General features: G+C 59.8%; 23 protein-coding genes. 14 read left to right on the top strand and 9 right to left on the bottom strand.

The window, feature by feature from the left end:
• Positions 1 to 115: 115 nt before the first annotated feature.
• The 4 genes from SMD27_RS12880 to SMD27_RS12865 all read left to right on the top strand — a co-directional run bounded on the left by SMD27_RS12880 (position 116) and on the right by SMD27_RS12865 (position 6440).
• Positions 116 to 841, top strand: a complete 726-nt coding sequence (locus tag SMD27_RS12880) for a hypothetical protein (protein WP_320508807.1) — start codon at positions 116 to 118, stop codon at positions 839 to 841.
• Positions 842 to 1059: 218 nt separating this feature from the next.
• Positions 1060 to 1416 carry an ATP-dependent Clp protease adapter ClpS gene (gene clpS / locus SMD27_RS12875; RefSeq protein ID WP_320508806.1) on the top strand — a complete coding sequence of 119 codons (357 nt, stop codon included), beginning with the start codon at positions 1060 to 1062 and terminating at the stop codon, positions 1414 to 1416.
• Between the two features lie 97 nt (positions 1417 to 1513).
• Positions 1514 to 3826 (top strand): ATP-dependent Clp protease ATP-binding subunit ClpA, encoded by a 2313-nt coding sequence (gene clpA, locus SMD27_RS12870; protein ID WP_320508805.1) that lies wholly within the window; start codon positions 1514 to 1516, stop codon positions 3824 to 3826.
• A 262-nt stretch (positions 3827 to 4088) separates the two neighbouring features.
• Positions 4089 to 6440: a Tex family protein gene (locus SMD27_RS12865; RefSeq protein ID WP_320509176.1), complete on the top strand. Its 2352-nt coding sequence runs from the start codon at positions 4089 to 4091 to the stop codon at positions 6438 to 6440.
• Positions 6441 to 6446: 6 nt separating this feature from the next.
• On the opposite strand, the gene SMD27_RS12860 is transcribed toward SMD27_RS12865, so the two are convergent.
• Together SMD27_RS12860 and SMD27_RS12855 are read right to left on the bottom strand one after the other, a co-directional pair.
• Complete coding sequence (locus SMD27_RS12860; RefSeq protein WP_320508804.1) at positions 6447 to 7607, bottom strand: GNAT family N-acetyltransferase; 1161 nt, start codon at positions 7605 to 7607, stop codon at positions 6447 to 6449.
• 136 nt (positions 7608 to 7743) lie between these two features.
• Positions 7744 to 8208, bottom strand: coding sequence for a RidA family protein (locus SMD27_RS12855; RefSeq protein WP_320508803.1), 465 nt, complete (start codon positions 8206 to 8208; stop codon positions 7744 to 7746).
• Between the two features lie 217 nt (positions 8209 to 8425).
• Here SMD27_RS12855 and SMD27_RS12850 point away from each other — a divergent pair, with 217 nt between their 5' ends.
• Complete coding sequence (locus SMD27_RS12850) at positions 8426 to 8809, top strand: MbcA/ParS/Xre antitoxin family protein (RefSeq protein ID WP_320508802.1); 384 nt, start codon at positions 8426 to 8428, stop codon at positions 8807 to 8809.
• A 39-nt stretch (positions 8810 to 8848) separates the two neighbouring features.
• Here the strand turns inward: SMD27_RS12850 and SMD27_RS12845 are convergent, their stop codons facing one another.
• A complete protein-coding gene (locus SMD27_RS12845) occupies positions 8849 to 9085 on the bottom strand; it encodes a hypothetical protein (protein ID WP_320508801.1) in 237 nt (78 codons plus the stop codon).
• Between the two features lie 278 nt (positions 9086 to 9363).
• Here SMD27_RS12845 and SMD27_RS12840 point away from each other — a divergent pair, with 278 nt between their 5' ends.
• Positions 9364 to 10755 (top strand): selenium-binding family protein, encoded by a 1392-nt coding sequence (locus tag SMD27_RS12840; protein ID WP_320508800.1) that lies wholly within the window; start codon positions 9364 to 9366, stop codon positions 10753 to 10755.
• A gap of 18 nt (positions 10756 to 10773) precedes the next feature.
• Complete coding sequence (locus SMD27_RS12835) at positions 10774 to 11409, top strand: hypothetical protein (RefSeq protein ID WP_320508799.1); 636 nt, start codon at positions 10774 to 10776, stop codon at positions 11407 to 11409.
• A gap of 41 nt (positions 11410 to 11450) precedes the next feature.
• Here the strand turns inward: SMD27_RS12835 and SMD27_RS12830 are convergent, their stop codons facing one another.
• Positions 11451 to 12359 (bottom strand): LysR substrate-binding domain-containing protein, encoded by a 909-nt coding sequence (locus tag SMD27_RS12830; RefSeq protein WP_320508798.1) that lies wholly within the window; start codon positions 12357 to 12359, stop codon positions 11451 to 11453.
• A 106-nt stretch (positions 12360 to 12465) separates the two neighbouring features.
• Between SMD27_RS12830 and SMD27_RS12825 the strand changes: the two genes are divergently transcribed.
• The 3 genes from SMD27_RS12825 to SMD27_RS12815 all read left to right on the top strand — a co-directional run bounded on the left by SMD27_RS12825 (position 12466) and on the right by SMD27_RS12815 (position 15428).
• Positions 12466 to 13668 carry a TauD/TfdA family dioxygenase gene (locus tag SMD27_RS12825; RefSeq protein WP_320508797.1) on the top strand — a complete coding sequence of 401 codons (1203 nt, stop codon included), beginning with the start codon at positions 12466 to 12468 and terminating at the stop codon, positions 13666 to 13668.
• 218 nt (positions 13669 to 13886) lie between these two features.
• Positions 13887 to 14774 (top strand): DMT family transporter, encoded by an 888-nt coding sequence (locus SMD27_RS12820; RefSeq protein ID WP_320508796.1) that lies wholly within the window; start codon positions 13887 to 13889, stop codon positions 14772 to 14774.
• Between the two features lie 39 nt (positions 14775 to 14813).
• Positions 14814 to 15428, top strand: coding sequence for a dimethylsulfonioproprionate lyase family protein (locus tag SMD27_RS12815; RefSeq protein WP_320508795.1), 615 nt, complete (start codon positions 14814 to 14816; stop codon positions 15426 to 15428).
• A gap of 25 nt (positions 15429 to 15453) precedes the next feature.
• Here the strand turns inward: SMD27_RS12815 and SMD27_RS12810 are convergent, their stop codons facing one another.
• Positions 15454 to 15975: a LysR substrate-binding domain-containing protein gene (locus SMD27_RS12810; RefSeq protein WP_320509175.1), complete on the bottom strand. Its 522-nt coding sequence runs from the start codon at positions 15973 to 15975 to the stop codon at positions 15454 to 15456.
• Positions 15873 to 16343 carry a LysR family transcriptional regulator gene (locus SMD27_RS12805; RefSeq protein ID WP_320508794.1) on the bottom strand — a complete coding sequence of 157 codons (471 nt, stop codon included), beginning with the start codon at positions 16341 to 16343 and terminating at the stop codon, positions 15873 to 15875. The genes SMD27_RS12810 and SMD27_RS12805 overlap by 103 nt, the downstream gene beginning before the upstream one ends.
• A gap of 115 nt (positions 16344 to 16458) precedes the next feature.
• Here SMD27_RS12805 and SMD27_RS12800 point away from each other — a divergent pair, with 115 nt between their 5' ends.
• The gene (locus SMD27_RS12800) at positions 16459 to 17163 is read left to right on the top strand and encodes an SDR family oxidoreductase (protein ID WP_320508793.1); all 705 of its coding nucleotides are present in this window, start codon (positions 16459 to 16461) and stop codon (positions 17161 to 17163) included.
• Positions 17164 to 17697: 534 nt separating this feature from the next.
• On the opposite strand, the gene SMD27_RS12795 is transcribed toward SMD27_RS12800, so the two are convergent.
• Positions 17698 to 18024 (bottom strand): ABC transporter permease subunit, encoded by a 327-nt coding sequence (locus tag SMD27_RS12795; RefSeq protein ID WP_320508792.1) that lies wholly within the window; start codon positions 18022 to 18024, stop codon positions 17698 to 17700.
• 141 nt (positions 18025 to 18165) lie between these two features.
• Here SMD27_RS12795 and SMD27_RS12790 point away from each other — a divergent pair, with 141 nt between their 5' ends.
• From SMD27_RS12790 to SMD27_RS12780, 3 genes are all read left to right on the top strand, one after another.
• The gene (locus tag SMD27_RS12790; RefSeq protein ID WP_320508791.1) at positions 18166 to 19344 is read left to right on the top strand and encodes an alkene reductase; all 1179 of its coding nucleotides are present in this window, start codon (positions 18166 to 18168) and stop codon (positions 19342 to 19344) included.
• A 150-nt stretch (positions 19345 to 19494) separates the two neighbouring features.
• The gene (locus SMD27_RS12785; protein ID WP_320508790.1) at positions 19495 to 19746 is read left to right on the top strand and encodes a hypothetical protein; all 252 of its coding nucleotides are present in this window, start codon (positions 19495 to 19497) and stop codon (positions 19744 to 19746) included.
• Between the two features lie 387 nt (positions 19747 to 20133).
• The gene (locus SMD27_RS12780) at positions 20134 to 21537 is read left to right on the top strand and encodes an FAD-binding oxidoreductase (protein WP_320508789.1); all 1404 of its coding nucleotides are present in this window, start codon (positions 20134 to 20136) and stop codon (positions 21535 to 21537) included.
• A 187-nt stretch (positions 21538 to 21724) separates the two neighbouring features.
• Here the strand turns inward: SMD27_RS12780 and SMD27_RS12775 are convergent, their stop codons facing one another.
• Positions 21725 to 21862 carry a hypothetical protein gene (locus tag SMD27_RS12775; RefSeq protein ID WP_320508788.1) on the bottom strand — a complete coding sequence of 46 codons (138 nt, stop codon included), beginning with the start codon at positions 21860 to 21862 and terminating at the stop codon, positions 21725 to 21727.
• Positions 21863 to 22014: 152 nt separating this feature from the next.
• The gene (locus SMD27_RS12770) at positions 22015 to 25749 is read right to left on the bottom strand and encodes a vitamin B12-dependent ribonucleotide reductase (protein WP_320508787.1); all 3735 of its coding nucleotides are present in this window, start codon (positions 25747 to 25749) and stop codon (positions 22015 to 22017) included.
• Positions 25750 to 25817: the final 68 nt, after the last annotated feature.

The raw sequence follows: 25817 nt of genomic DNA, 5'->3' as shown, positions 1-25817 counted from the left end.
ATGCCAAAATTTCCATGAATTCTATGTAACCCTACGAATCTTGTCTATACCACAATCGTGATTTAGATTTGATTAACGGCAAAATAATTCAGTTTTTTCCGTCAGGTAGAGAACGATGTTCACGAAGGTTTGCAATTTATGCCTGATCTCGTTGCTTCTTGTCGGTTGTGCTTATCGCGAAGGACAGCGATATGACGTGAATAATCCGATCGTCCGCAAATTCAGCTGGTTCAGCTATCTCGACGGTAATGATATCCGCGAAAGTTGTGCGGCCGGCAGCGCCGACCGCATCCGGCTCGTTTATAACGGCCAATACGATGCACAATTACGGAGTTACGACATATTCGTGGATAAGCATGGCGGGGCTGTCATGAATGTCCGCGCCATGAACAATACCGGCAATCTGGTCAATTGGTCGACCAACAATATCTTCGGTCCCTGGACCTGGACGCAATCGCAGGTCACGCTGACATCGGCGGAAGTGGCGGAGTTCCGTGCGCTTTTGAGGCAAAGCGGCTATGGCGGTCCGGCGCCGCAAGGCTTGAAACTGCATTCGCAGGACTTCTATTGGATCGCCGCAGGTTGCGAGGGCGGTGTGTTTCACTATTACGCCTGGAACAACCGGCCGCAATCTATGGCTCGTCAGGGCTTTGCGGGGATCAAATTTCAGGATTTTCTGTTGAAACGCGACAAAACCGGCGTGACTTTCCGGCCTCCTCATGTGACCAGCCCGGCGGAGCGAGCCTCTTTCCGACGGACCGGCGGTGGTCGCGCGCCGACCGGTGCCTTCGAGTTGACCGTCAGAGAGAATGGCTTGGGCGGTCTGCTGAACGCCTTTTGATGGGGAAACGGCATAATTGCTCAGCTGGCGGTCGCTATTTCTGCAGGTCAGGTCTCTGCCGCTGTCGTATTTTCTTTGCGAAGGGCGGGACTATATGACAAAGCGATCATTTCTTGCTCTATTCGGTCGCCCGGTTTGCAGCAGGTCGCCGAACCCCTTTTAACGAAGCCTTGATATCCAATATTATACCCTGATCAGGAACGAGACTTCCCCGGACAATGCTGAACTGGACGATTACCAACGCACAAAATGACGACGACAATAACGGCGGGCAGCAGGGGCCCGGAACCGGCACCGTCGTCAAGGTACGGCCGAAAACCCAGAAGCCAGCGATGTATCGCGTGCTGCTTCTGAACGACGATTACACGCCAATGGAATTCGTGGTTCATGTCCTTGAGCGGTTCTTCAACAAGAGCCGCGAGGCAGCGACCGAGATCATGCTCCACGTGCATCATCGTGGTGTCGGCGTTTGTGGCGTCTACACCTATGAGGTTGCGGAAACGAAAGTGGGGCAAGTCATCGATTTCGCCCGTCGGCACCAGCATCCGCTGCAATGCACGATGGAGAAAGAGTGATCGGCGGACTGGTCCCGTCGGTTTAGCATGGCATCTACCTGTATCGAGCCGGTGTCGTGGCCGATATGGCTGGTGCTAAGAAAGGATAGATCGGCCGATGTTGTCGCCCAATCTCGAACAGACTCTGCACCGCGCCCTGGCTTATGCAAATGAACGGCGTCACGATTTTGCGACGCTGGAACATCTGCTTTTGGCCTTGGCCGACGATCAGGACGCCATCGCCGTCATGCGCGCCTGCAACGTCGATATCGAGCGCCTGAAAAGCGATCTGACGGATTACATCGACAACCAGCTCGGCAATATCGTCGGCAAGCACAACAACGAAGCGAAGCCGACCGCCGGTTTCCAGCGCGTGCTGCAGCGCGCGGCCATCCATGTCCAGTCATCCGGCCGCGAGGAAGTGACAGGCGCCAACCTTCTGGTGGCGCTGTTCTCCGAACGCGAGAGCCATGCCGTCTATTTCCTGCAGGAACAGGAAATGACCCGGCTCGATGCAGTCAATTACATCAGCCACGGTATCGCGAAGACGCCAGGACGTGCGGAGCCGCGGCGCGTCCGCGGGACCGGCAGCGGTGGCGAACAGGAGGCAGGCGAGGGCGGCGTGAAGACTGGTGCCGAGGCGCTGGATGCTTATTGCGTCAACCTCAATCGCAAGGCGAGCGATGGCAAGATCGATCCGTTGATCGGCCGCGAGGCCGAGGTCAATCGCACCATCCAGGTGCTGTGCCGCCGCACCAAGAACAATCCGCTCTATGTTGGTGACCCCGGTGTCGGCAAGACGGCGATCGCCGAAGGTCTGGCACGGCGGATCGTGCAGGGCGATGTACCCGATGTATTGAAGAATGCGACGATCTTCGCCTTGGATATGGGCGCGTTGCTGGCCGGCACGCGCTATCGCGGCGATTTCGAAGAACGGTTGAAAGCCGTGGTGAAAGAGCTGGAGGCGACCGAGGGTGCGGTCCTTTTCATCGACGAGATCCACACCGTAATCGGCGCTGGCGCTACATCCGGTGGATCGATGGATGCCTCCAATCTGCTGAAGCCCGCTTTGCAGTCCGGCGCGCTTCGCTGCATGGGTTCCACGACCTATAAGGAATACCGCCAGTATTTCGAAAAGGACCGGGCTTTGGTGCGGCGCTTCCAAAAGATCGACGTCAACGAGCCGTCGATGGAAGATGCCGTGAAGATCCTGCGCGGCCTGAAGCCCTATTACGAAAAGCATCACAATATCCGCTATACGACCGAAGCGATCCGTTCGGCGGTGGAGTTGTCGGCGCGCTATATCGGTGACCGCAAACTGCCGGACAAGGCGATCGACATTATCGACGAGGTTGGGGCAGCCCAGATGCTGCTGCCGGAATCGAAACGCAAGAAGACGATCACGGTGAAGGATGTCGAAGCCGTGGTCGCGATGATTGCCCGGATCCCGCCAAAAACCGTTTCGAAGGACGACAAGGCGGCGCTCAAGAACCTGCAGCGCGACTTGCGGACAATGGTTTTCGGCCAGGACAAGGCGATCGATGCGCTCTGCGCGGCGATCAAACTGTCACGCGCCGGCCTGCGCGAGCCGGAAAAGCCGATCGGCTGTTATCTCTTTTCCGGCCCGACTGGTGTCGGCAAGACCGAGGTGGCGAAGCAATTGGCGCGCTGCCTGGGGATCGAGCTGGTGCGCTTCGATATGTCCGAATATATGGAACGTCACACGGTATCGCGCCTGATCGGTGCGCCTCCCGGCTATGTCGGCTTCGACCAGGGTGGTCTGCTGACCGATGCCATCGACCAGCACCCCCATGCCGTGTTGTTGCTTGACGAAATCGAGAAGGCGCATCCTGACCTGTTCAATATCCTTTTGCAGGTGATGGACCACGGCAAGCTGACCGATCACAATGGCAAGTCGGTGGATTTCCGGAATGTCATCCTGATCATGACCACCAATGCCGGCGCCTCGGAAATGTCGAAGGCCGCGATCGGTTTCGCGCGGGAGAAGCGCGAAGGCGAGGATGCGGAAGCGATCAACCGGCTGTTCACGCCGGAATTCCGCAACCGCCTCGATCAGATCATCGCTTTCTCCAATCTGCCGGCGGAAATTGTGGCCCAGGTGGTCGACAAATTCGTCATGCAGTTGGAGGCGCAGCTTGCCGATCGCCATGTCAGCATCGAATTGACCGATGGCGCGCGGCGCTGGCTGGCGGCCAAGGGCTTCGATCCGCTTTACGGCGCGCGTCCGCTCTCCCGGACGATCCAGGAGCATATCAAGAAGCCGCTGGCGGACGACATTCTGTTCGGACGCCTGGAAAAAGGCGGCACGGTTCGCATCGATCTCGACAAGGAAGCCGACAAGCTTGTTTTCGAAATCGTCGAAAGCAAGGGGCAGAGCCGCGAGGAAACGGTGGAGCCGGTCGAGGCCTGAGACCTCCGTCTTCCGGGGTAAGTCAGATAGAGCAGGAAATGGCAGCCGATAGGCTGCCGTTTCTTTATGGCCCGTGAGATAGGGAACCGGATAACAGGCAAATAAAATCAGCGTAAAAGCCTGGAAAATATGGCGATAACAACTTTGCCAGGACGGTTGCATGGGCTTGAGCCGGGGCCTGTCAAAGGCTAGAACAGCGGCCCTGAAAAGGCGCGTTCGCGAGTCGGACCCGCCGGAACGACAATGAGGTAACAGCGTGTCCCTGCCATCGATCGAAGCCAGAATTGCCACCGAATTGAATGCGCGCGAGGCGCAGGTCAAAGCCGCCGTGGAACTGCTGGATGGTGGTGCGACAGTTCCCTTCATTGCCCGGTATCGTAAGGAAGTGACTGGCGGCCTGGACGATACCCAGCTTCGTACCCTGGATGAGCGCCTGCGTTATCTGCGCGAGCTGGAAGAGCGCCGGACCGCAATCCTGAAAAGCGTCGAGGAACAGGGCAAGCTGACGCCGGAGTTGGAAAAGGATATCCGCTTCGCTGACAATAAAGCGCGGCTGGAAGATCTCTATCTCCCCTATAAGCCGAAGCGCCGTACAAAGGCGCAGATTGCGCGTGAAGCCGGCCTCGAGCCGCTGGCCGATATGCTGCTCGGCGATCCGACCAAAACACCGGAAACCGAGGCTGCCGCTTTCATTGATGCCGAAAAGGGCGTTGCCGACACCAAGGCGGCGCTGGACGGCGCCATGCAGATCCTGATGGAGCGCTTCGCCGAGGATGCCGATCTGATTGGTCGCTTGCGCGATTTCGTCTGGGAGAATGCCCGCCTGGTATCGAAGGTGGTCGAAGGCAAGGCCGATGCCGGCGCGAAATTCTCCGATTATTTCGATGCCGCCGAGCCGATCGCCAAGATTCCCTCGCATCGCGCTTTGGCTTTGTTCCGCGGTCAGAAGGAAGAAGTCCTGACGCTGGCTTTGGTGATGGATGAGCCGGAGGATCGCAAGACCCTCAACACGGCGGAAACCACGATTGCCGCGAAATTCGGCGTCAGCGATCAGAAGCGCGCTGCCGATGCCTGGCTGCAGGATGTGGTGCGCTGGACTTGGCGGGTGAAGGCCAAGCTGCATATCGAAATCGAACTGATGACCAAGCTGCGCCAAGCGGCGGAAGAAGAGGCGGTGCGGGTTTTTGCTGCCAATCTCAAGGATATTTTGATGGCCGCACCGGCCGGCGGCCGTGCCACCCTCGGACTCGATCCCGGCATCCGCACGGGCGTCAAGGTGGCGGTCATCGCCGCCACCGGCAAGGTGCTGGAAACCACCACGATTTATCCGCATGAGCCGCGCCGCGACTGGGATCAATCGATTGCAGTTCTCGCGGCGCTCGCCCATCGCCATAAGGTCGAACTGGTTGCCATTGGCAACGGCACCGCAAGTCGCGAGACCGATCGTCTGGTGATTGATCTGCAGAAGCGCCATCCGGAATTGAAGCTGGCCAAGATCGTCGTTTCGGAAGCCGGTGCGTCGGTCTATTCGGCATCGGAATATGCTTCGAAGGAACTGCCGGAACTCGATGTGTCGCTGCGCGGCGCGGTCTCTATTGCGCGCCGTCTGCAGGACCCGCTGGCCGAGCTGGTCAAGATCGATCCGAAATCGATCGGCGTCGGGCAGTACCAGCATGACGTCAACGAATTCCGCCTGGCACGGGCGCTCGATGCCGTCATCGAAGATTGCGTGAATGCCGTCGGCGTCGAGGTCAATACCGCCTCGGCCAAGCTGCTGGCGCGTGTCTCCGGACTCGGTGAGAGCCTGGCCCAGAATGTCGTTGCCTTTCGCGATCAGAACGGTCCGTTCAAGACCCGTCAGGAACTGCTTTCGGTTTCGCGGCTTGGGCCCAAGGCTTTCGAACAATGCGCCGGCTTCCTGCGGATCGGCGATGGTGACGACCCCCTGGATAGTTCCTCGGTTCACCCGGAAGCCTATCCCGTGGTGCGGCGCATCCTCGCTTACACCAAGAGCGAGGTGAAGGCCCTGATCGGCGACACCAAGGTGCTGCGCAGCCTGAAACCGGAAGAATTCACCGACGAGCAATTCGGTGTCCCAACCGTCACCGACATCATCAAGGAATTGGAAAAGCCCGGCCGCGATCCGCGACCGGAATTCAAGACGGCGACCTTCAAGGACGGCGTCGAGGAAATGATCGATTTGCAGCCCGGCATGATGCTGGAGGGTGTGGTGACGAATGTGACCAATTTCGGCGCCTTCGTCGATATCGGCGTGCATCAGGACGGGCTGGTGCATGTCTCGGCACTGGCCGATCGCTTCGTCAAGGATCCGCGCGAAGTCGTGAAGTCCGGCGATGTCGTCAAGGTGAAGGTGCTGGAGGTCGATCTGAAGCGTAAGCGTATCTCGCTGACCATGCGGATGAGCGATCAGCCCGGCGCTGCCAAGCGCGAGAACGCCAACAGCAACGACCGTCCGCTGGCCCAGCGCGACCGGAAATTTATGACCGCCCAGCCGGCCCGCAGCAATGGCAATGCGGGCGGCAATGCCGGCTCCGCCATGGGCGGCGCTTTGGCGGCGGCCTTCGCCAAGGCCGGTCTCGATAAGCGCAAATAAGCGCGGTTACTTCTCGGATCGGCGGAACGGGCCGTAATCGGCAAGTTCCGCCATTTCGTATTCCAGGGCGCGGCTCTCACGGTTGAGGAATTCGGCAACGGCATCGCGAAAGCTGGGGTCGGTGATCCAATGCGCGCTATGGGTCTCCACCGGCAAGTATCCGCGCTGGATTTTATGCTCGCCCTGGGCGCCCGCTTCGACGCGGGCAAGCTTATGAGCGATGGCGTAATCGATCGCCTGGTAATAGCAAAGCTCGAAATGGAGAAAGCGGTAATCGGCGAGGCAGCCCCAGTTCCGACCGTAAAGCGCATCGGCGCCGCGCAGGTTCAGCGCGCCGGCAACCGGCTGTCCATTCTTCTCCGCCAGCATCAGCACGACCTGCTCGTCCATCGTCTCGCCGATCAGGTCGAAGAAGCGCCGGGTGAGATAAGGCTGGCCCCATTTGCGATTGCCGGTATCCATGTAGAAATCGAAGAAGGCATCCCAATGCCGTTTTTCGATCTCATTGCCACTCAATTGCCGGATGGTGAGACCATAATTTTCGACGGCGGCGCGCTCCTTGCGAATCGCCTTGCGCTTGCGTGAATTGAGCGCGGCGAGGAAATCGTCGAAGCTTCCGTAGCCTTGATTGTGCCAGTGATATTGCACGCCCCGCCGATGCAAGAGACCTGACTCGCTGAAAGCTGCGGCCTCTTCGGCCGTGCAGAAGGTCACATGGAGCGACGACATCTTGCTGCGCCTTACGGTGGTGATCAGCGTCTCGATCAATGCCTGCCGGATGGCGGCGCCGTTTGGTCCTGGCCGCACCAGCAGCCGAGGGCCGGGGACGGGTGTGAAGGGAACCGCAACCTGCAATTTGGGATAGTAGCGGCCACCGGCGCGCTCATAGGCATCGGCCCAGCCGTGATCGAAGACATATTCGCCGTAAGAATGGCCTTTGACGTAAAGCGGGCAGGCGGCCTGCAGGCGGCCGCTTTCGTCTTCGATCAGCAGATGCTGGGGCAACCACCCGCTTTTTCGGCCGACCGAGCCGGAACGCTCCAGCGCCGACAGGAAGGCATGGGCGACAAAAGGGTTGGTGCCCGTGCCGTCGCCATTCCATCCGGCGCAGGCATCCCATTCTTCGGCTGTTATCTCGCTGAGAGAGTCGATGATCCGTGCTTGCAAAACGAAATCGCCCAGTTGTTCCGTTTTCCCGATGTCAGAGTATATGGGGCTGACGAGGGATCAAGTCACGTCCTCGAATGCAGAAGGCGGGCCATCACTGACCCGCCCCCGAAAAGCTAGCGGTTGCACCCGTGGCTCAGGCGAACTCGACGATGGCATCCACTTCGACGGCGACATTCAGCGGTAGCACATTGACGCCAACCGCCGAGCGGGCATGCTTGCCGGCATCACCGAACACCTCGACCATCAGGTCCGAAACGCCATTGGCGACCTTGGGCTGTTCGGAAAATTCGGCCATGCTGTTGACGAAAACGCCCAGCTTGACCACGCGCTTCACACGGTCGAGATCGCCGAGTGCCGCCTGAAGCTGCGCCAGGATGTTGAGGCCGCACAGCCGGGCCGCCTGCTGGCCCTCGTCGGCGGTATATTCCTTGCCTAATTTGCCAATGAACTTTCGCTCGCCATTCCACACCGTGACCTGGCCTGCGACGAAAGCCTGATTCCCGGTGAGCACCACCGGCACATAATTGGCGACAGGTGCCGCAGCTTGCGGCAGCTCGATTTTCAGCTCGGCCAGTTTGGCGGCAATCTTTCCCGACATCTCATGCTCCATTTCTGTGTCATATATCCGGCCATTCCTGCAGATAGACGCCCGGAACGGGGATGATCCTGGGTTCCCAGCTGTAAAGCCGGGAGGCAGCATAGCGACAATGATGCGTCCGATCCATCCCTGGCTGCGCCGTCGATTTCACTCCAAGCGTCACCGGTATCTGCTATTATCCGGCAGCCCCCGGTTATAGGGTGACGGATGGCGTGGCATGGCGATATCGAACAAGATCGGGCTCAGTTCGGACGAAATCAGGCATGGCGTGGCAGGGGCGCTCACCGTTCTCAAGACCTGGTCGATAACGGACCAGCAGATATTGGCAATCCTGGGCGCCCGGGACCTGAATGAATTGAAGAACTGGGTCACCGGTCAGGTGCGAAATTTTCCTGCCGATCTGCCGCATCGCATTGGCCTCGTCAGCGGCATTCATGCCGCCTTGCGCCAGCGCACCCGTGACAACGACCACGCGGCCCATTGGCTGGGCAAGCCCAATGCATCTCTGGAAGGCAAGCGGCCGATCGATGTGATGACGGGTGGCAACGTCATCGGCCTGATGCTGGTGCGCGACCATCTTCGGGGCGGGTCGTCCCGCTGATCATTATTGGATCAGCGAAAGCGGTCCGCCATAGCTGCGTCAGGGATGAAGAACGAAAAAACCGGTGACGCCGCCTTCATCATCCGGGACGGATTTGATCGCTCCCTGATCTTCCAATGCCAAGAGCGCCTCGACGACTTCATCGACATCGCTTTCAGGGAATTCCTCAAACCATCTTTCGGTGATCTGTTCGGTGGTCAGAAAGTCGTCATGATGGACCTCCGCCGCGAGGGTCTTGATGATGCCAAGCAATTCCTGCTGGATGGACTGGTTCATCGATAGCCTCCACTGATCCGGTTCATTCGACCTTTGCCATGACCCAATAACATTGCACCAATTAATGATAGCGGGGAACTCTCCGTCGATCCTGCATTATTCGCGCGATACGCGTGGCATATTGGCATTCTTAAGATGTGAGTGAAATCACAATTCGAGAACCGGCCCTTCTGTGTCCGGCCGGTTTGTGGCAAGCTACGCTGCTGCCGTCGGTAGACCGATCCGGTATGCGTGCCGGATATATTGCCGCACATATCGCCGCTGAAGGGAGGATGCTCATGCCTACCTGGAAACCGGATCCCACTTTCTACCCGTCGCCACGTCTTGCCGCCACCGCGCCGGCCGAAACGCTGGCTTATGTCGCCAGCTTCGATCCGACCAGAAAACAGAAGGATGTGCTGGCGGTCGTCGATCTTGATGCAAGCTCCGCCAATTACGGAGAAATCGTCGGCCGTGTCGAGATGTCGGCGCTTGGCGATGAACTGCATCATTTTGGTTGGAACGCCTGCAGTTCCTGTCTCTGCCCCAATGCGCCGCATCCGCATGTCGAGCGCCGTTATCTGGTGGTGCCGGGGTTGCGGTCGTCCCGCATTCATATCCTCGACGTGAAACCGGACCCCAAATCTCCCAAGATTGTGAAAGTGATCGAGCCGGCGGAATTGGCGGAGCGTGCGGGCTATTCGCGGCCACACACCGTGCATTGCGGTCCGGGCGGCATTTATGTGACGGCCCTCGGTAATGCAGATGGCAAGGGGCCCGGCGGCGTTTTCGTGATGGATCATGAGAGTTTCGAGGTTCTTGGGCGTTGGGAAGTCGATCGCGGGCCGCAGGAATTTGCTTATGACATGTGGTGGCATCTTGGCCACGACACGATGGTGACCAGCGAATGGGGCACGCCCGATATGTTCGAAGAAGGGCTGGTACCGGAGCTGCTGCTTGGCGCCAAGTATGGTCGTAAGCTGCATTTTTGGGATCTGCAGAAACGCAAGCATGTGCAGGAAATCGATTTCGGCGCGCAACAGCAACTGGTCTTCGAATTACGCCCCGCACATGATCCGACCAGGGCCTATGGTTTCGTCAACTGCGTGCTGAGTCTGGAAAATCTTTCTTCCTCGATCTGGACCTGGTATCGCGACGGCAACAAATGGGCGGTTCAAAAGATCATCGAAATTCCCGCCGAGCCTGCCGACCCGGAGCAATTGCCGCCGGCCTTGAAGGACTTCAAAGCCTGCCCGCCCTTGGTGACGGATATCGATCTCTCGGTTGATGACAAGTATCTCTATGTCTCCTGCTGGGGCACCGGCGATTTTCTGCAATATGATGTCACCGATCCGCTCAGGCCGAAGCAGACCGGCAAGCTGCGGATCGGCGGCATCGTTTCTCGCGCGGGCCATCCGAAAGCGAAAGGGCCGCTCAATGGCGGTCCCCAGATGGTTGAGCTCAGCCGCGATGGCCGCCGCATCTATTTCACCAACTCGCTATACGGGACCATCGATCCGCAATTCTATCCGGAGGGGATCAAGGGCTGGATGGTGAAGATCGACGCCAAGGAGGGCGGTGGCATGGCCTTGGATCCGGAATTCTTCGTCGACTGGCCAGCGGGACATTTGCCGCATCAAATACGGCTGCAAGGCGGGGATGCCTCGTCGGATTCTTATTGTTATCCATGACGCGATCTGATCGGTAACATGCAGCAGACGTGGTGGCCTTGGCTCGTGCTGATCGGTCTTGGCTTCTATCACGGCCTCAACCCCGCAATGGGCTGGCTCTTCGCGGTGGCGCTGGGCCTGCATCGCCAAAGCCGGCTTACCGTGCTCATGTCGCTTTTCCCGATTGCCGCTGGCCATGCCCTGGCCGTGGGCGCAGCAGTCACGCTGGTGATTGGTGCCGGCTTGGTCATCGACCATGCCCTTGTCAAAATCGCCACCGGTGGGCTGTTGATCATCTGGGCGATGTATCATTTGTTTTATGGCACCCGCCATCGATTGCGGGTCGGAATGCAGACCGGCTATGCGGGACTGCTTGCCTGGTCCTTTCTAATGGCAATCGGTCACGGTGCGGGGCTGATGCTTTTGCCCGTGTTGATACCGCTTTGCCTGCCCACCATGCCGCTACCGCCGAGTGCCGGTCCATCGGCGCCGCTGCTGCTTGCATTCGCGGCGGTCGGTGTCCACACGCTGACGATGCTGCTTGTGATCGGCATCGTTTCCGTGCTGGTCTATGACTGGCTCGGCGTCGGTTTTCTGCGGACAGCTTGGATCAATCTAGATCTGTTATGGTGCATAGCATTGTGTGGTACAGGCATCCTACTTCTCGTCATTTGACTTCCGCACCACATTTATTTGCTGATGCGATAAGTGATGCCTCAGATACTCGCGCGCCGGGCCTGCTGCGCTTCGGACTTAATCCAGGTTCGAAACAGTTTTGCGGCGGCCTTCTCTTGGCGGCCTTCCGGTGCCACGATGTAAAAGGCTTCGCGCGTTTCGATAAAGCTCGAATAGGGCGCCACCAACCGACCGTCGGCCAGCAAATGGTCAACATAGCAACTTCGGCCAAGCGCGAAGCCGGTTCCTGACAAAGCCTGCTCGATTGCCAATATCGCGGTATCGAATTCGACACCTGCACCGATATCCGCCGGTGCCGGAATTCCGGCAGCCGCGAACCATTGAGCCCAACCTTCGCGAAAGCCGATGACGTGCAACAGATCCTGGGCTGTCAATTCCTCTGGCTTTCGCAGTTTTCGGCGTTGCCGCAATAAAGCCGGACCACAGACTGGAAAAACCTTATCCCAGGTGAGCCGCTCCGCCTTAAGCCCCGGCCAGTTGCCGCCGCCGTGGCGGATTTCCAGATCGACGCCCGCGGCCGGATAATCCACCGACCATACCGAGGTGATGAGCCGGAGATTAACGTCGGGATGGGCAGCGCGAAAGTGAGCGAGGCGGGGATTCAACCATAAACCCGCAAAGCCCAAAGTCACCTGGACGACCAATCTATCCACGCTGGACGATCCAAAGATTTCTGCGGTCCCGTCGGACAAACGGCTGAATGTTTCCCGTACCAAAGGCACGAGCGCTTCGCCGGAGGCAGTCAATTTCAACCCGCGGGGGAGACGATGAAAGAGCGCTTGGCCGAGATGGCTTTCCAGAAGTCTGATGCGCTGGCTCACCGCCGATTGCGTGACACCCAGCTCCGCGGCGGCCTCTGTAAAGCTCATATGCCGTGCTGTTACCTCGAAGGCATAAAGCCAGTTTACCGGCGGTAGCGATCTCGACATGGTCAACCAGCCCATTAGAAAAATTAATGGAAAGGCCATAGCTTAGTCGTTTGCGGCCGGAATGGCCAACTTCTAATCTCACCGAAATCTTACTGGGAGGTTGGCTATGTTGAATTTCAGTGCGCCGCAGTCATCGGATGAGCCAGTGGATATGCTCGATCTGGCAAGCTATCGAACGCCGCACCGAATTGTCACAGCAGAGTTGAGCGGCGGCTCGGCAGTGCTGCGGTGGAGCGACGGGCGCGTCAGCCAGTTTCACGGTATCTGGTTACGCGACAATTGCGCTTGCCCGGCCTGCCGCCATCCGAAAGCGCTGGAGCGTCGCTTCTTGCTGATTGACGAGCCTGGCGAAATTGCGGTCAAGGAAATCTTCTTGACCGTCTACGGTGATGTCGAGGTTCGGTTCGCCGCGGATTTAGCCGGCAATATGCATCTCAGCCGTTTTTCCGCCGCTTGGCTGCGCGAGCATGATTATGGCGATGAGGCCCGTGCCGAACGGCAACATCAGCCTAAGCTTTGGAGCGGGATTAGCGGCTTTGAGCTCCCAAGCTTCCAGTACAAGGAAGTTATGGAAAGTGACAAGGGCCTACACGCTTGGCTGGCCGCCTGGAAGGACTATGGCGCCGCACTCCTGCGCGGTGCACCGGCGGAACCGGGGGAAGTCGTCAAGATCGCCAGCCGCATAGGACCCTTGCGCCCAACCAATTTCGGCACGATGTATGACGTCATCACCATGCCCAACCCCAATGCCAGCGCCTATACTGCCATGGCCCTGGAGCCCCATACGGATCTGGCGAATTGGCAATCGCCGCCGGATTGTCAGTTTCTGTTTTGTGTGGCGAATGAAGCGGAAGGGGGAAGCTCGGTCCTGGTGGACGGGTTCAGTGTTGCCGAGGAAATCCGGCGCACCGATCCCGAGACTTTCAAGATTTTATCCACGCGCGAAATCGAGTTCCGGTTCCAGGACGATGGTTGCGATATCCGACGCCGCTCGCGTATGATCCAGCTCGGAGACGATGGCCGCATCACCGCGATCCGGTTCAACAACTGGCTGCGGACTGCCTTCGATCTGCCGTCGGCCGAAGTTGAGTCGACCTATCAGGCCTTACTGGTACTCTGGCGAGCGTTGCGGAATCCCCGCTTTTATGTTCGCCCTCGTTTGGCTGCCGGGGACATGTTCATTCTCGACAATTATCGCATTTTGCATGGACGCGACGCTTTCAACCCAAATACAGGTCGCCGCCATCTACAGGGTTGCTATGTCGACCGGGATTTCGTGTTGAGCAGGCTTCGTCTTTTGGAACGTTGACCGTTCTCCCTGAATGCTCGAGCTGCCGGTAACAGCAGCGACTACACACATCTAGAAGGCCTCCCGGAACCGCAGGTTCCAGGGGGCCTTTTTTGCCTTCCGCATATAGCCGCTCGGGGCACCGGCTTCGACCGCGATGGCCCAGTCCAGTCGCGCCACCTTCCGACGCACGGATGAAGTTGCTAGATTGCCCTTGGGCATCCGGTCGGCGGGGGGACATGACGAAGGCGCAAGGAACGACATTAGGCGTGGTCGCGATCGCCTGCTGGTCCTTTTATGGAGTGTTGCTGGCATCCAATGCCGTCACGCCGCCCTTCCGCTCGATGGCGATCGTATTCACCTTTGCCGCGGCCGTGCTGTTTTTGCGGCGGCTCGCCAAAGGGCATGGGGTGCGCGATCTTTTGCGTATTCCCCTGTCGACCCTGGCTTTAGGCGTGCTGGGGCTTTTCGGCAGCAATTGCCTTTATGTCGTTGCGCTGTCGCTCGGCGGCGAACCGGTCACGGTCAATATCGCATCGCTGAGCTGGCCTGTCTTCATGGTGGCGCTGATCGCGGCCTTCGGCATCGGGCGCCCCGGGCTGTGGGATGTCACTGCCATGATCATCGGCTTCAGCGGCGTCGTGCTGATCTCCCTGAAAGAGGGTCATATCGAGCTCGACTGGCCGATCTGTGTCGGGCTGGTTGGTGCGCTTTGCTGGGCGATCTATTCGGGCTTTCGCACCCGGGTTCCCGCCGGTCCGCCCGATGCCATGATCGCCTTCGTGGGAACGAGCGCGCTGATCTGCTGGATAATCACGCTTGGCTTCGAACAGGGCGAGGTACCCTGGAATGAATTCATCCGCCTGGCGGCGGTCGGGCTCATTCCGGTGGGTTTGGCTAATCTTGCTTGGGATCTGGGCGCCCGGCATGGCGATCCCATTCTTCTCGCCGGATTCAGCTTTGCCGAGCCGGTCATCTCCACCGCGCTCATCGCCCTGATTCTGACGCACCCGATCGGGCCGATGGACATTGCCGCGTTAGTACTTGTCTGTGCCGCAATATGCCTGAGCGTTGCCGGTGAGCGCCAGCGGCGCCTAGCCAGGCAACGCCAACTGGCCCAACATTGACATAGCCGGCTTTCTTTTGTCGACTTAGGGATAGCCTCCATGAGCAGAGATCAGGACCTTCACCGTTTCATCGATGCGCTCGACAAGGCAATCTTCCAGCGGTTGACACCCGGATCAGCGGAGCATGACCTGGCGCGGAAGATCTTTGATGCCTTGAAAATTCCCGGCGAACCGGGTCAGCAGGTGGATCAGGAACCGTTGCCGGCACATCAATATCTGCACAAGGCCCTGGAAACGGCGAGAAGTGGCCCGGCGGATCTCGCCGCCGTAGCGGATGCCTTCGAAGCGCTGGCACCGCGGCTGAACTGGTACCGGCGGAAAGGCAGCGAGTCCGCGGGCCCGGTATTCGCCGAGGGACATGCCAATACCATCATCATCGGAACTGAAGGACTGGAGCGCCGCTCGGATCTGCAGATCGGCGTCAGCCTGCTCGCCCCGCATATCCAGTATGTCGACCATCATCACCCGCCGCCGGAAGTTTATCTCGTCTTGTCGCCTGGCGCCTGGCGCCAGGAGCAGGGCCCTTGGCACGAACCCGGTCTCGGCGGCATCGTCTACAACACGCCGGATATCGTGCATGCCATGAAATCCGGCGACCATCCGCTCTTCGCTGTCTGGTGTTTGGACTGGGCGTGCTGCATCGAACGGAGATGAAATGCGCGCCCATGAGCGATAATCGTCACTTGGTCGCTTCAGCGAAAAGCCATTTGGTCACGGCAGCGACCGGTATCGGATGGCGCGGCTTGCGCGGGGCGACGATATAGAAACCGGCTCCGACATGCAGTTCAGATGGGAAAACGCGCACCAGACGCCCGGTCGCGATATCCTCCTCGACAAAGAACCGGCTTGCCAGTGCAAGACCCTGACCGGCGATTGCAGCATCGATGGCGAGCGACGTCTGATTGAAGCGGATATTTTTGGTAGGCGCGCTCAGGCCGCGTTTGAGCGCCTTATCCAGGAATTGCGGCCAGAAATTGTGGGCGTCGTGCAGCAGCGCGTAGCGGACCATGTTGTCCCCTTTGTCGGGCTTGCCTAGCTTCTCGACCACGAACGGGCTGGCGAGGGCGATGATCACCTCATCGAACAGCAATTCGGCCTTCAGCCCTGTCCCGAAGGGCGGACGTCCGTAGCGGACCGCGAGATCGACCGCATCCGTCTGGAAATTCGAGATACGGTCAGTCGCGACAATGCGAAGGTCGATGTCCGGGTGGCTGGACGTGAAGGCGGATAGCCGGGGAGGAGCCATTTGGCGGCGAAAGTCGGCGTGACGCTGATCGTCAGGTGAAACGGCTGCGACCGCAAAGCCTCGGTGGCATCGGCGATCAGCTCGAGAGCGCGCCGGATATTGGTGATATAGCTTCGCCCCGCCTCCGTCATTTGCAGCGACCGCGGATGCCGGTCGAACAATTTCAGATCCAGCTCCGCCTCCAGGCCGCGGATTTGCTGGGCCACCGCTCCCTGGGTGACGCCGAGCTCCTCTGCCGCCAGGCGGAAATTCAGGTGCCGGGTCACGACCTCGAAGACCCGCAGGCTATTGAGCGGTGGAAATCGTCGAAGAAGATCAGCCATTCGATAGTTTTTCTACTGTATCACGGGAGGGGAATTGGCTCGTTCCCATGCTTCGGAGATGATATCACTTCGCAAAGCGCAAAAAATTTTTCATTTCTCGAAAGTGGAGGGGACCGTGGCAGTAGAAAAAGTAGCGATCGTGACGGCAGGTGGCAGCGGCATGGGGGCGGCGGCGGCGGCCCGGCTTGCAGCGGATGGTTTTAAGGTGGCAATCCTCTCATCCTCCGGCAAAGGCGAAGAACTGGCGCGGAAGCTCGGCGGTGTCGGCGTGACCGGTTCGAACCAGTCGAATGACGACCTTGGCAAGCTGGTTGATCTCACCCTCTCCACCTGGGGGCGGGTCGATGTTCTGGTGAACAGCGCCGGCCACGGCCCACGCAAGCCCATTCTCGAGATCACCGATGAGGATTGGCACAAGGGGATGGATGTCTATTTCATGAACGTCGTGCGCCCGACCCGGCTGGTAACGCCGGTCATGCAAAGGCAGAAGTCGGGTGTGATCATCAATATCTCGACTGCCTGGACCTTCGAGCCAACCCCCATGTTTCCGACATCCGCTGTCTTTCGCGCGGGTCTCGCCTCGTACACGAAGATCTTTGCCGACACCTATGCGGCGGACAACATCCGCATGAACAACATCCTGCCGGGCTGGATCGACAGCCTGCCCGCGACCGAAGAGCGTCGGGAGAGCGTCCCTTTGAAGCGCTACGGCACCAGCGAAGAGATCGCCGCGACTATCGCCTTCCTGGCCTCGCCGGGTGCAGCCTATATCACCGGCCAGAACATCCGCGTCGATGGCGGTGTTACGCGCGCGGTTTAATACAAATAGGGAGGCGAACCGCTCCGGATTGCTACCACTTTACGGGCAAGTTCGTTTCACGGATGGTGGCCGCAGCTGTTATCTGCCGTGGTCGTAGTGTACCCAGCGTATTGGGTGTTGATCTCTATCAGCTTGATAGTCGCGCGGATTCGCCGTCATTCCTGAATCTGCGCAGCCGGCGATAACGAGGAGCAAGAGGCTCAGACTGGCGCGGAGCGGGACAAGCCGTCGATGGAAGCGGCGAGACTGACTTTTCGTCATAAGCGACCTCCAATATCCAGAAGGGCGGCAAAGATGCCGTCAGGGAGCACGGGGATTTCAAAGCGCGCGGGTAATTTGGGCGCAGAGGATGATGCGCTTCGGGGAACGATGCCTGATCGCGGCGAATACGTTCAAGCCTGCGCGCTGATCTGCGACCGGAGCAGCCATTATAGCAGTGCGCCGGGCAATATGGGATCACGATGGCGGCGTCTGCCGGCGAAACAGCAGCGAAGTAACGTGGGCCGGTCGCTCGCCGGGGCTCATCCTCTCTTCCTAAATACGGAGCGTGAGCACTGAGCGCCCTTGCAGAGGCGATTGCCTCCTCCTAAGGGTCAATTCGACATCACCGACGAAAGCTAACAGCCCGGTATCCTTGGTCGCGATTTGCCACATATTTGCTAGACCCGGAATAGCGTGCGGCAGCATGGCGGGAAGCGTGATGCGCCGAAAGATTTTGAGGGCGCTCATACCGAAAGCCCGGCCAGCCTCGATCTCGCCAATCGGAATCGCCTTGATGACGCCCCGGATAATCTCGGTCATATAGGCGCCCTGATCGATTTCCGGCGCTTTTGCTATGTTGAAGCGCGCTGGAAAGAGCATCCATGAAGAGATCTTGATTTACCGTGCTCCGTCCCCTTTCGGAGCCTCGGGCGGGGATTTGCTACCACTGACCAAAGGGTGTGTAGATCGGGATGGCTACCGAAACTAAATCTTCGGGGAAAACCAACCGAAGGAAGACCGATGGTAGACCTGTTCGAAACTCACCTACTTGGTGGCACCGTCCCCCTCAAGAACCGTATCGTCATGCCGCCCATGACGCGCACGCGAACCTCAGAGGGCGGCCTCCCGACCGATGGCGATGTCCCCAACGCGCTGATGGCGACCTATTACGGGCAGCGGGCCACTGCCGGTCTCATCATTGCCGAGGCCGCCGATGTGGACCAGTCCGGCCATGGTTATGCGAGAACACCCGGAATTCATTCGGCAGCCCAGATGCAGGGCTGGCGGCTGGTGACCGATGCGGTTCATCGTCATGGCGGGACGATCTTTCTGCAGCTGTGGCACGTCGGCAGATTGGCCCATTCCTCGATTCTGCCGAACGGCCAAGGCCCGGTGGGCGTCACCGCGCAACGAGCAGAGGGCTCGTCGGTATTTGCCCATGGCCCGGATGGCCGGTTGGGTTATATGCCGGCCGAGGCACCGCGGCCCCTTAGCACCGATGAGGTCTCGGCCATGGTGGGCATCTTCGCCAAAGCCGCCGCCAATGCACGCCATGCCGGTTTCGATGGCGTCGAACTCCATGCCGCCAATGGCTATCTGTTCGACCAATTCATGAACTCGGTACTTAATACGCGCACCGACCGCTATGGCGGGGGCAGCATGGAAGACCGTACGCGCTTCCTGATGGAAGTCGTCGATGCAGTGGTGGCTGAATTCGGACCGGGGCGGGTGGGCGTTCGCCTCTCGCCGTTCGGCAAGTACGGGTCCATGCCGGCGGACCCTCTTACCGAAGAAACGTTTCTGTACCTTGCCGAGCAACTGGGCCAGCGCGGCGTGGCCTACATCCATCTGCTCTACGAGCTGATGCCCGATGGAAACATGGAGACGGCGGAGTTCAAGCCTCGCTATCTCGACCATGCCCTGCTTGCCAAGGCTCGAGCGGTGTTTCGTGGCGCCTTCATCTGGTGTGGCGGCTTCAAGGACCGCGAGCGTGCCCAGGCTTCGCTCGACACCGGCTTGGTGGACCTGATCGCCTTCGGCCGGCCATATATCGCAAATCCCGACCTTGTTGAACGTCTCAAGCATGGCTGGCCGTTGGCCGAAGCGGACCGGTCGACCTATTACACACGACGCGGCGAGGTGGGTTACACCGACTTCCCCGCATATCTGAACGGTGACGCTGCCCGCAGCGTCGCCTGACCGCGGCCGGGAGCAGGCGTTCGGTACGAGCTTCTACCAGCGCCTGCCCATCGACCACAAAACCGCGCGCATCGCAGGCGAAGTCGTGTGATCTCCGATAATTCGGGTTAGGTGCGCTTGCCGCACGTGTTCACGAGAGGTAGAGACATCATGACCAAACTGACATTTCTCGTCACTGGTGCCAGCAAAGGTATCGCGCGTGCACTCTCTAACCGGCTCGCTGCTGGCGGCCATCATGTGGTCGGTGTCGCACGCGGCGCGCTATCTGACCCGAAAGGCCAGGGCAATCAGGAACTACAATTCCGTCGTTCGGACGCTCAGCATCCTGACGGGTCGAACAAGTTCGCCAATCCGGAGGCGCATCGGGTCGCGGCGCTCAATGCCTCCATGACGGCGGGATAGATCGATCCTGCGGCTTTTTCAAAATCAACCCTCCCTGTGCCGTCAGGTTATGAAAAGCTAAGCTACGTATCAAAGAGTAGCCAAGAGAGTAGCTCCCCAAAGATCGAGAACGTGTCATAGCACCCAATCTCCGAAATTCATCCCAGATCGTATCTCTCAACCTGCCTTGATCGTCGAGTGATTGCTTGACGCAGCCGTGCACCGACATCCCGGTAGCGCTGCAGCTCGTCGCAATCCCAGTGCATACCTGCACATTCGCATTCCAGGCTGGCAAGACCTAATGAGCGGAAAACTGGCCGATCAGATGTACTTGACGACCACCCAGCTGACCGCGGCGATCAGACTGTCTTAGCTTCGCATATACCTGGCAAGAAAAGGATGTAGGTCATGACGTTCAGCGATTCGTCACTGCCGCCGGTATCGCCGGCGGATGCAGCGCGGCTCGCGGCAAAGGTTGCGGGTTCGGTTCTACTGCCGGGCGAGGCGGGATACGACGACGAACGCGCCGTCTGGAACCTGAACTACGAGCTGATACCCGCGCTGATCGTGGTGCCGGAGCGCGTGGCCGATGTCCAGGCCGCCGTTACTTTTGCGGCGCAGCAGCACCGGCCGGTCCTCGTAAAGGCCACCGGCCACCAGATAGTCGGCCAGGCGCAGGGCGCCGTCGTGATCGCGACGCGGCGGATGAATGACGTGGCCATCGATGCGGCCGGCCGAACGGCCCGGGTCGGCGCCGGAGCAATATGGTCCGATGTCGTCGAGAAGGCCGCCAAGGCCGGACTTGCTCCATTGAACGGGTCGAATCCGACGGTAGGAGACATCGGTTACACCCTGGGCGGCGGGCTCAGCCCGACCCTCGGCCGCTCCCACGGCTACGCCGCCGACCATGTATGCTCGCTCGACGTGGTGACGGCGGACGGCGAATTCCGGCATGTCGACCCGGAATCCGAACCCGAACTGTTCTGGGCGCTGCGCGGCGGCAAGGGCAATTTTGGCGTGGTCACTGCGCTGGAGTTCCGCTTGTTCCCCGTGCCCCGCCTCTATGGCGACGGCATCTACTTCCCCGGTGAGCGGATGGCCGATCTGTTGCGTGCCTGGACCGACTGGCACCCGGCTACGCCGGAGATTATGGTCTCGTCGTTCGCGGTGTTGCGGCTGCCATCGCTGCCGGAAGTGCCCGAACCGCTACGTGGGACGTTCACAGTGTCGCTGCGGATCGCCTATACGGGGACATCCGAGGATGGCGAGCGAATGGTAGCGCCGCTGCGGGCGGTAGCGCCGGCGGTCTTGGACACCGTGGCAGACATGCCCTACACCGCGGTCGCGTCGATCCACAACGAGCCGACCGAACCAGTATCCTATTACGAACGGGGTATCACATTGCGGGCGTTTCCCGCACAGGCGCAGGACAAGTTGGTCGAGCTCGTCGGCCCGGATTCTCAAACCAGCCTGGCGATCGCCGAACTGCGTGCCTTGGGTGGGGCTTGGGACCGGGAGCCGGCGGTGCCGAATGCCGTGGCGACCAGGGGCCTGCCCTATGTCCTGTTGGGGGTCGCCGTCGGTCCGCGGTTGGAGGAGCAGCAGCTTAAGCGCTCGGTCGCCAAAATGCTCGACGGGATGAAACCCTGGCACGGCGACCGGCGGATGGTGAACGGCCTTGCGCCGGAGGAGGCGGCTGATGCCGCAGCGATTTACGGCCCGGAGTGCTATGAGCGCTTGGCATCCATCAAGAAGACCTACGATCCGACCAACATGTTCCGGCTCAATCACAACGTGATGCCGGCCGCGTGATTGGACAGGGGTCCGGGCGTGGCGCGGCCGGCCGTGGCAAGTCGTCGATTCCCAATCCGATCATCGATAACTGCCAAAAGAATCCGTCGGTCGATATCGCCTCAGCGATAGCAGCCGACCGTTGGCGCATCCCGGATGTCACCTTGAACCATTTATAATGGAAGCTGCGCCAGGCCGTGTCTTTCTCTCACAGCCCCTGTGCCATCCCGAAATCCTGGAATTCATGGTTGCCGAAAACGGCATGCGGTGCGATCGAGCCATCCCGTTGTTTCGGCAACCGGTCAACCAGCTCATCCATATGCCGCTGGACCAAGCAAGACTGCATTCAACGTTTCGGCGTGGCCATTCCAGCGCAGAAAAAAAAGTCGCATAACATATCCTAAAGGGAACGCCTCGGAAGACAGCGGGTCTTCCGAGGCGTCAATCGCTACCTTGAGATATGTAGCGGTAAGAGGTGCGGCAGCTGCCAATGCAGCTTTAGCTGCATCCGCTGGTCGAGCCGCAGGTGTTGCACTTCATGCAGGTGCCATTGCGCACCAAAGTGAAGTTGCCGCATTCGCCGCAGGCATCGCCTTCATAGCCCTTCATGCGGGCTTCGCGCACTTTCTCCAACCGGTCGTCGACCTTGGCTATGACGCTGCTGCTGACACTGCTGACAACGGCGGCTTCGGCATGGCTGTGGCCATGGCCACCATGGCTGCCGTGATCGTGGCCACCGTGATCATGTGCGGCGTGGGCTTGGACGGCCAGGGCGTTGTTGCCCGAAGCCGCGAAGGCGGCGTTGCTGAAGACCACCAGGTTGCTGCGCACATAGCCGGTGGAGGCGATGCGCTTCACCGCTTCCATCGCCGCCGGGGTCTGGCGACCCTCCTGGCCGCTCTGCGGCAGGTCGCCCTGGGCGTTGCCGGTGCCGACGCTGTCGGGCATCAGATCGCTCGGCTGGACATGAGCAAGGTCGTTCCGGCCGAGATAGGAGATCGCCAATTCGCGGAAGATGTAATCGAGGACCGAGGTCGCCATCTTGATCGCGTCATTGCCTTCGACCATGCCCGAAGGCTCGAAGCGGGTGAAGGTATAGGCCTCGACGAATTCCTCCAGCGGCACGCCATATTGCAGGCCGATCGAGATGGCGATGGCGAAATTGTTCATCAGGCTGCGGAAGGCAGCACCTTCCTTATGCATGTCGATGAAGATCTCGCCCAGCGCGCCGTCCTCATATTCGCCGGTCCGCAGATAGACCTTGTGGTTGCCGACGATCGCCTTCTGGGTATAGCCCTTGCGGCGTTCGGGCAGGCGCTTGCGCTCCTGCTGGGCATTGACCACGCGTTCGACGATCCGCTCGACAATGCGCTCGGCGACGATCGGCGCGCGGGCGGCGGCCGGCGCCTCCAGCAGCTCGTCGACCGTGTCGTCGTCCTCGCCCAGCACGCTGGAGGCGAGGGGCTGCGACAGCTTGGAGCCGTCGCGATAAAGTGCGTTCGCCTTGATGCCGAGGCGCCAGGACAGCATATACGCTTCCTTGCAATCCTCGACCGAGCTGCGGTTCGGCATGTTGATGGTCTTGGAGATCGCACCCGAGATGAAAGGCTGTGCCGCCGCCATCATGCGGATATGGCTCTCGACCGAGAGGAAGCGCTTGCCGATGCGACCGCAGGGATTGGCGCAGTCGAAGACCGGCAGGTGCTCATCCTTCAGATGCGGCGCGCCTTCCAGGGTCATCGCACCGCAGACATAGGTATTGGCGCCCTCGATATCGGCCTTGCTGAAGCCGAGATTGCCGAGGAGGTCGAAAGTCGGATCCTTGAGCTGCGCATCGCTCAGCTTCAGCGTCGCTTTGCAGAACTCTTCGCCCAGCGTGTATTTGTTGAAAACGAAGCGGATATCGAAAGCGCTGGCCAGCGCATTCTCCACCGCCTGCAGGGCGGCCGAGGTGAAGCCCTTGGCCTTCAGGCTCTCATGATTGATGACCGGCGCGCCGGACAGCGTGCCATGGCCAACCGCATAGGCGGTCATCTCGGCGATCTCGCTTTCGCTATAGCCGAGGGTCTGCAGGGCGACGGGAACGGTGCGGTTGATGATCTTGAAGTAACCGCCACCGGCCAGCTTCTTGTACTTCACCAGCGCGAAATCCGGTTCGATGCCGGTGGTGTCGCAATCCATCACCAGGCCGATCGTGCCGGTCGGCGCGATCACGGTTGCCTGGGCATTGCGGAAACCGAACAACTCGCCCAGTTCCAGCGCCTTGTCCCAGGCGCGCTTGGCGGCGGCGATCAATTCCTGGTCCGGGCAATTGGCGGCATCCAGCGGCACCGGCTTCACGCTCAGCTTCTCATAGCCCTCGGTTTCGCTATAAGCGGCGCGGCGGTGATTGCGGATGACGCGCAGCATCGCCGCCCGGTTCTTGTCATAGCCGGGGAAGGTCCCGAGTTCGCCGGCCATCTCGGCCGAAGTCGCATAGGAAACGCCAGTCATGACCGCGGTCAAGGCAGCGGTGATGGCGCGGCCTTCTTCGCTGTCATAGCCGAGGCCCATCGCCATCAGCAGACCGCCGATATTGGCGTAGCCGAGGCCGAGGGTGCGGTATTCATAAGAGAGCTGGGCGATTTCCTTCGAGGGGAACTGCGCCATCAGCACCGAAATTTCCAGCACGATGGTCCAGAGCCGCACCGCATGTTCATAGGCGGCGATATCGATGCTGCCATCTTCGCGCTGAAAGGTCATCAGGTTCAGCGAGGCGAGATTGCAGGCCGTGTCGTCCAGGAACATATATTCCGAGCACGGATTGGACGCATTGATGCGGCCGGATTCCGGGCAGGTATGCCATTCATTGATGGTGGTATCGAACTGGACTCCGGGATCGGCGCTGGCCCAGGCGGCATTGCCGATCTTGTCCCAGAGATCGCGCGCCTTGATGGTCTTTGCGACCTTGCCGTCGGTGCGGCGGATCAGATCCCAATCGCCATTATCCAGCACCTTCTGAATGAAGTCGTTGGCAACGCGCACCGAGTTGTTGGAGTTCTGGCCGGAGACGGTCAGATAGGCTTCCGAATCCCAGTCCGTGTCGTAGTTGCGGAAATCGATCTCGGTATAGCCCTGTTCGGCGAAGTGAATGACGCGCTGGATGTAGTTCTCGGGAATCGCCGATTTGCGCGCCGCCTTGATCGCGGATTTCAGCGCCGGATTGGTTTTGGGATCGATGCGGTCATTCTCATTGGCGGCATTCGGCAGGCCTTCATGCACCGCCTTCATGACCTCGTTGAGATGCGTGCTGGCGAGCTTGGAACCAGCGACCAGAGCGGCGACCTTCTGCTCTTCGATCACCTTCCAGTCGATATATTCTTCGATATCCGGATGGTCGAGATCGACCGTCACCATCTTGGCGGCCCGGCGGGTGGTGCCGCCCGATTTGATGGCGCCGGCAGCGCGATCGCCGATCTTCAAGAAGCTCATCAAACCGGAGGAACGGCCGCCGCCGGCCAGCTTCTCGCCATTGCCGCGCAGCTTGGAGAAATTGGAGCCGGTCCCTGAGCCGTATTTGAAGAGGCGCGCTTCCCGGACCCACAAATCCATGATGCCGCCTTCGTTCACCAGGTCGTCGGCGACCGATTGGATGAAGCAGGCATGGGGTTGCGGATGCTCATAAGCCGAGCTTGAAGCGACCAGTTCGCCGCTCTTGAAATCGACATAGAAATGGCCCTGGGCTGGACCGTCGATGCCATAGGCCCAATGCAGGCCCGTATTGAACCATTGCGGGCTGTTGGGCGCGCCCATCTGCTTGCACAGCATGACGCGCATTTCGTCATAGAACGATTTGGCGTCGGTCTCGCTGTCGAAATAGCCGCCCTTCCAGCCCCAATAGGTCCAGGTGCCGGCTAGGCGATCGAAGACCTGGGTGGCACTCTTCTCACTGGTATAGCGCTGCTCGGCAGGGAGCTGCATCAGGGCTTCCAGGTCGGCTTCCTTGCGCCACAGCCATTCAGGCACCTCGGCCTCGACCACGGGGCGCAATTTGGCGGGAATCCCGGCCTTGCGGAAATACTTCTGCGCCAGGACGTCGCTTGCCACCTGCGACCAGTCGGCCGGTACATCGATATCCTTCAGCTGGAAGACGATCGAACCATCCGGATTGCGGATCTCGCTCACGGTCTTGCGGAAGTCAATTCCCGCATAGGCTGACTGGTCGGACTTGGTGAAACGACGCTCAATACGCATGCAACCCCCCGGTTCGTAGGCCACTCAAGACAGAATCCCTCTTCCCGGCCGAATTGTTCGTCTAACAC

The organism is Dongia soli (assembly GCF_034044715.1).
Taxonomy (GTDB): Bacteria; Pseudomonadota; Alphaproteobacteria; order Dongiales; family Dongiaceae; genus Dongia_B; species Dongia_B soli.
The sequence above is the reverse complement of the archived record's forward strand: the minus strand, read 5'-3'. Positions and strand labels throughout refer to the sequence as shown.

Bases quoted from the DNA above. Each gene is read 5' to 3' on its own strand.
- SMD27_RS12815 (WP_320508795.1), top strand. From the start codon at position 14,814: ATGAGCAGAGATCAGGACCTTCACCGTTTCATCGATGCGCTCGACAAG.
- SMD27_RS12795 (WP_320508792.1), bottom strand. From the start codon at position 18,024: ATGCTCTTTCCAGCGCGCTTCAACATAGCAAAAGCGCCGGAAATCGAT.
- SMD27_RS12775 (WP_320508788.1), bottom strand. From the start codon at position 21,862: ATGCAGTCTTGCTTGGTCCAGCGGCATATGGATGAGCTGGTTGACCGG.
- SMD27_RS12855 (WP_320508803.1), bottom strand. From the start codon at position 8,208: ATGTCGGGAAAGATTGCCGCCAAACTGGCCGAGCTGAAAATCGAGCTG.
- SMD27_RS12780 (WP_320508789.1), top strand. From the start codon at position 20,134: ATGACGTTCAGCGATTCGTCACTGCCGCCGGTATCGCCGGCGGATGCA.
- SMD27_RS12820 (WP_320508796.1), top strand. From the start codon at position 13,887: ATGACGAAGGCGCAAGGAACGACATTAGGCGTGGTCGCGATCGCCTGC.
- SMD27_RS12845 (WP_320508801.1), bottom strand. From the start codon at position 9,085: ATGAACCAGTCCATCCAGCAGGAATTGCTTGGCATCATCAAGACCCTC.
- SMD27_RS12805 (WP_320508794.1), bottom strand. From the start codon at position 16,343: ATGGCTGATCTTCTTCGACGATTTCCACCGCTCAATAGCCTGCGGGTC.
- SMD27_RS12840 (WP_320508800.1), top strand. From the start codon at position 9,364: ATGCCTACCTGGAAACCGGATCCCACTTTCTACCCGTCGCCACGTCTT.
- clpA (WP_320508805.1), top strand. From the start codon at position 1,514: ATGTTGTCGCCCAATCTCGAACAGACTCTGCACCGCGCCCTGGCTTAT.
- SMD27_RS12790 (WP_320508791.1), top strand. From the start codon at position 18,166: ATGGTAGACCTGTTCGAAACTCACCTACTTGGTGGCACCGTCCCCCTC.
- SMD27_RS12770 (WP_320508787.1), bottom strand. From the start codon at position 25,749: ATGCGTATTGAGCGTCGTTTCACCAAGTCCGACCAGTCAGCCTATGCG.
- clpS (WP_320508806.1), top strand. From the start codon at position 1,060: ATGCTGAACTGGACGATTACCAACGCACAAAATGACGACGACAATAAC.
- SMD27_RS12785 (WP_320508790.1), top strand. From the start codon at position 19,495: ATGACCAAACTGACATTTCTCGTCACTGGTGCCAGCAAAGGTATCGCG.
- SMD27_RS12880 (WP_320508807.1), top strand. From the start codon at position 116: ATGTTCACGAAGGTTTGCAATTTATGCCTGATCTCGTTGCTTCTTGTC.
- SMD27_RS12850 (WP_320508802.1), top strand. From the start codon at position 8,426: ATGGCGATATCGAACAAGATCGGGCTCAGTTCGGACGAAATCAGGCAT.
- SMD27_RS12830 (WP_320508798.1), bottom strand. From the start codon at position 12,359: ATGTCGAGATCGCTACCGCCGGTAAACTGGCTTTATGCCTTCGAGGTA.
- SMD27_RS12825 (WP_320508797.1), top strand. From the start codon at position 12,466: ATGTTGAATTTCAGTGCGCCGCAGTCATCGGATGAGCCAGTGGATATG.
- SMD27_RS12835 (WP_320508799.1), top strand. From the start codon at position 10,774: ATGCAGCAGACGTGGTGGCCTTGGCTCGTGCTGATCGGTCTTGGCTTC.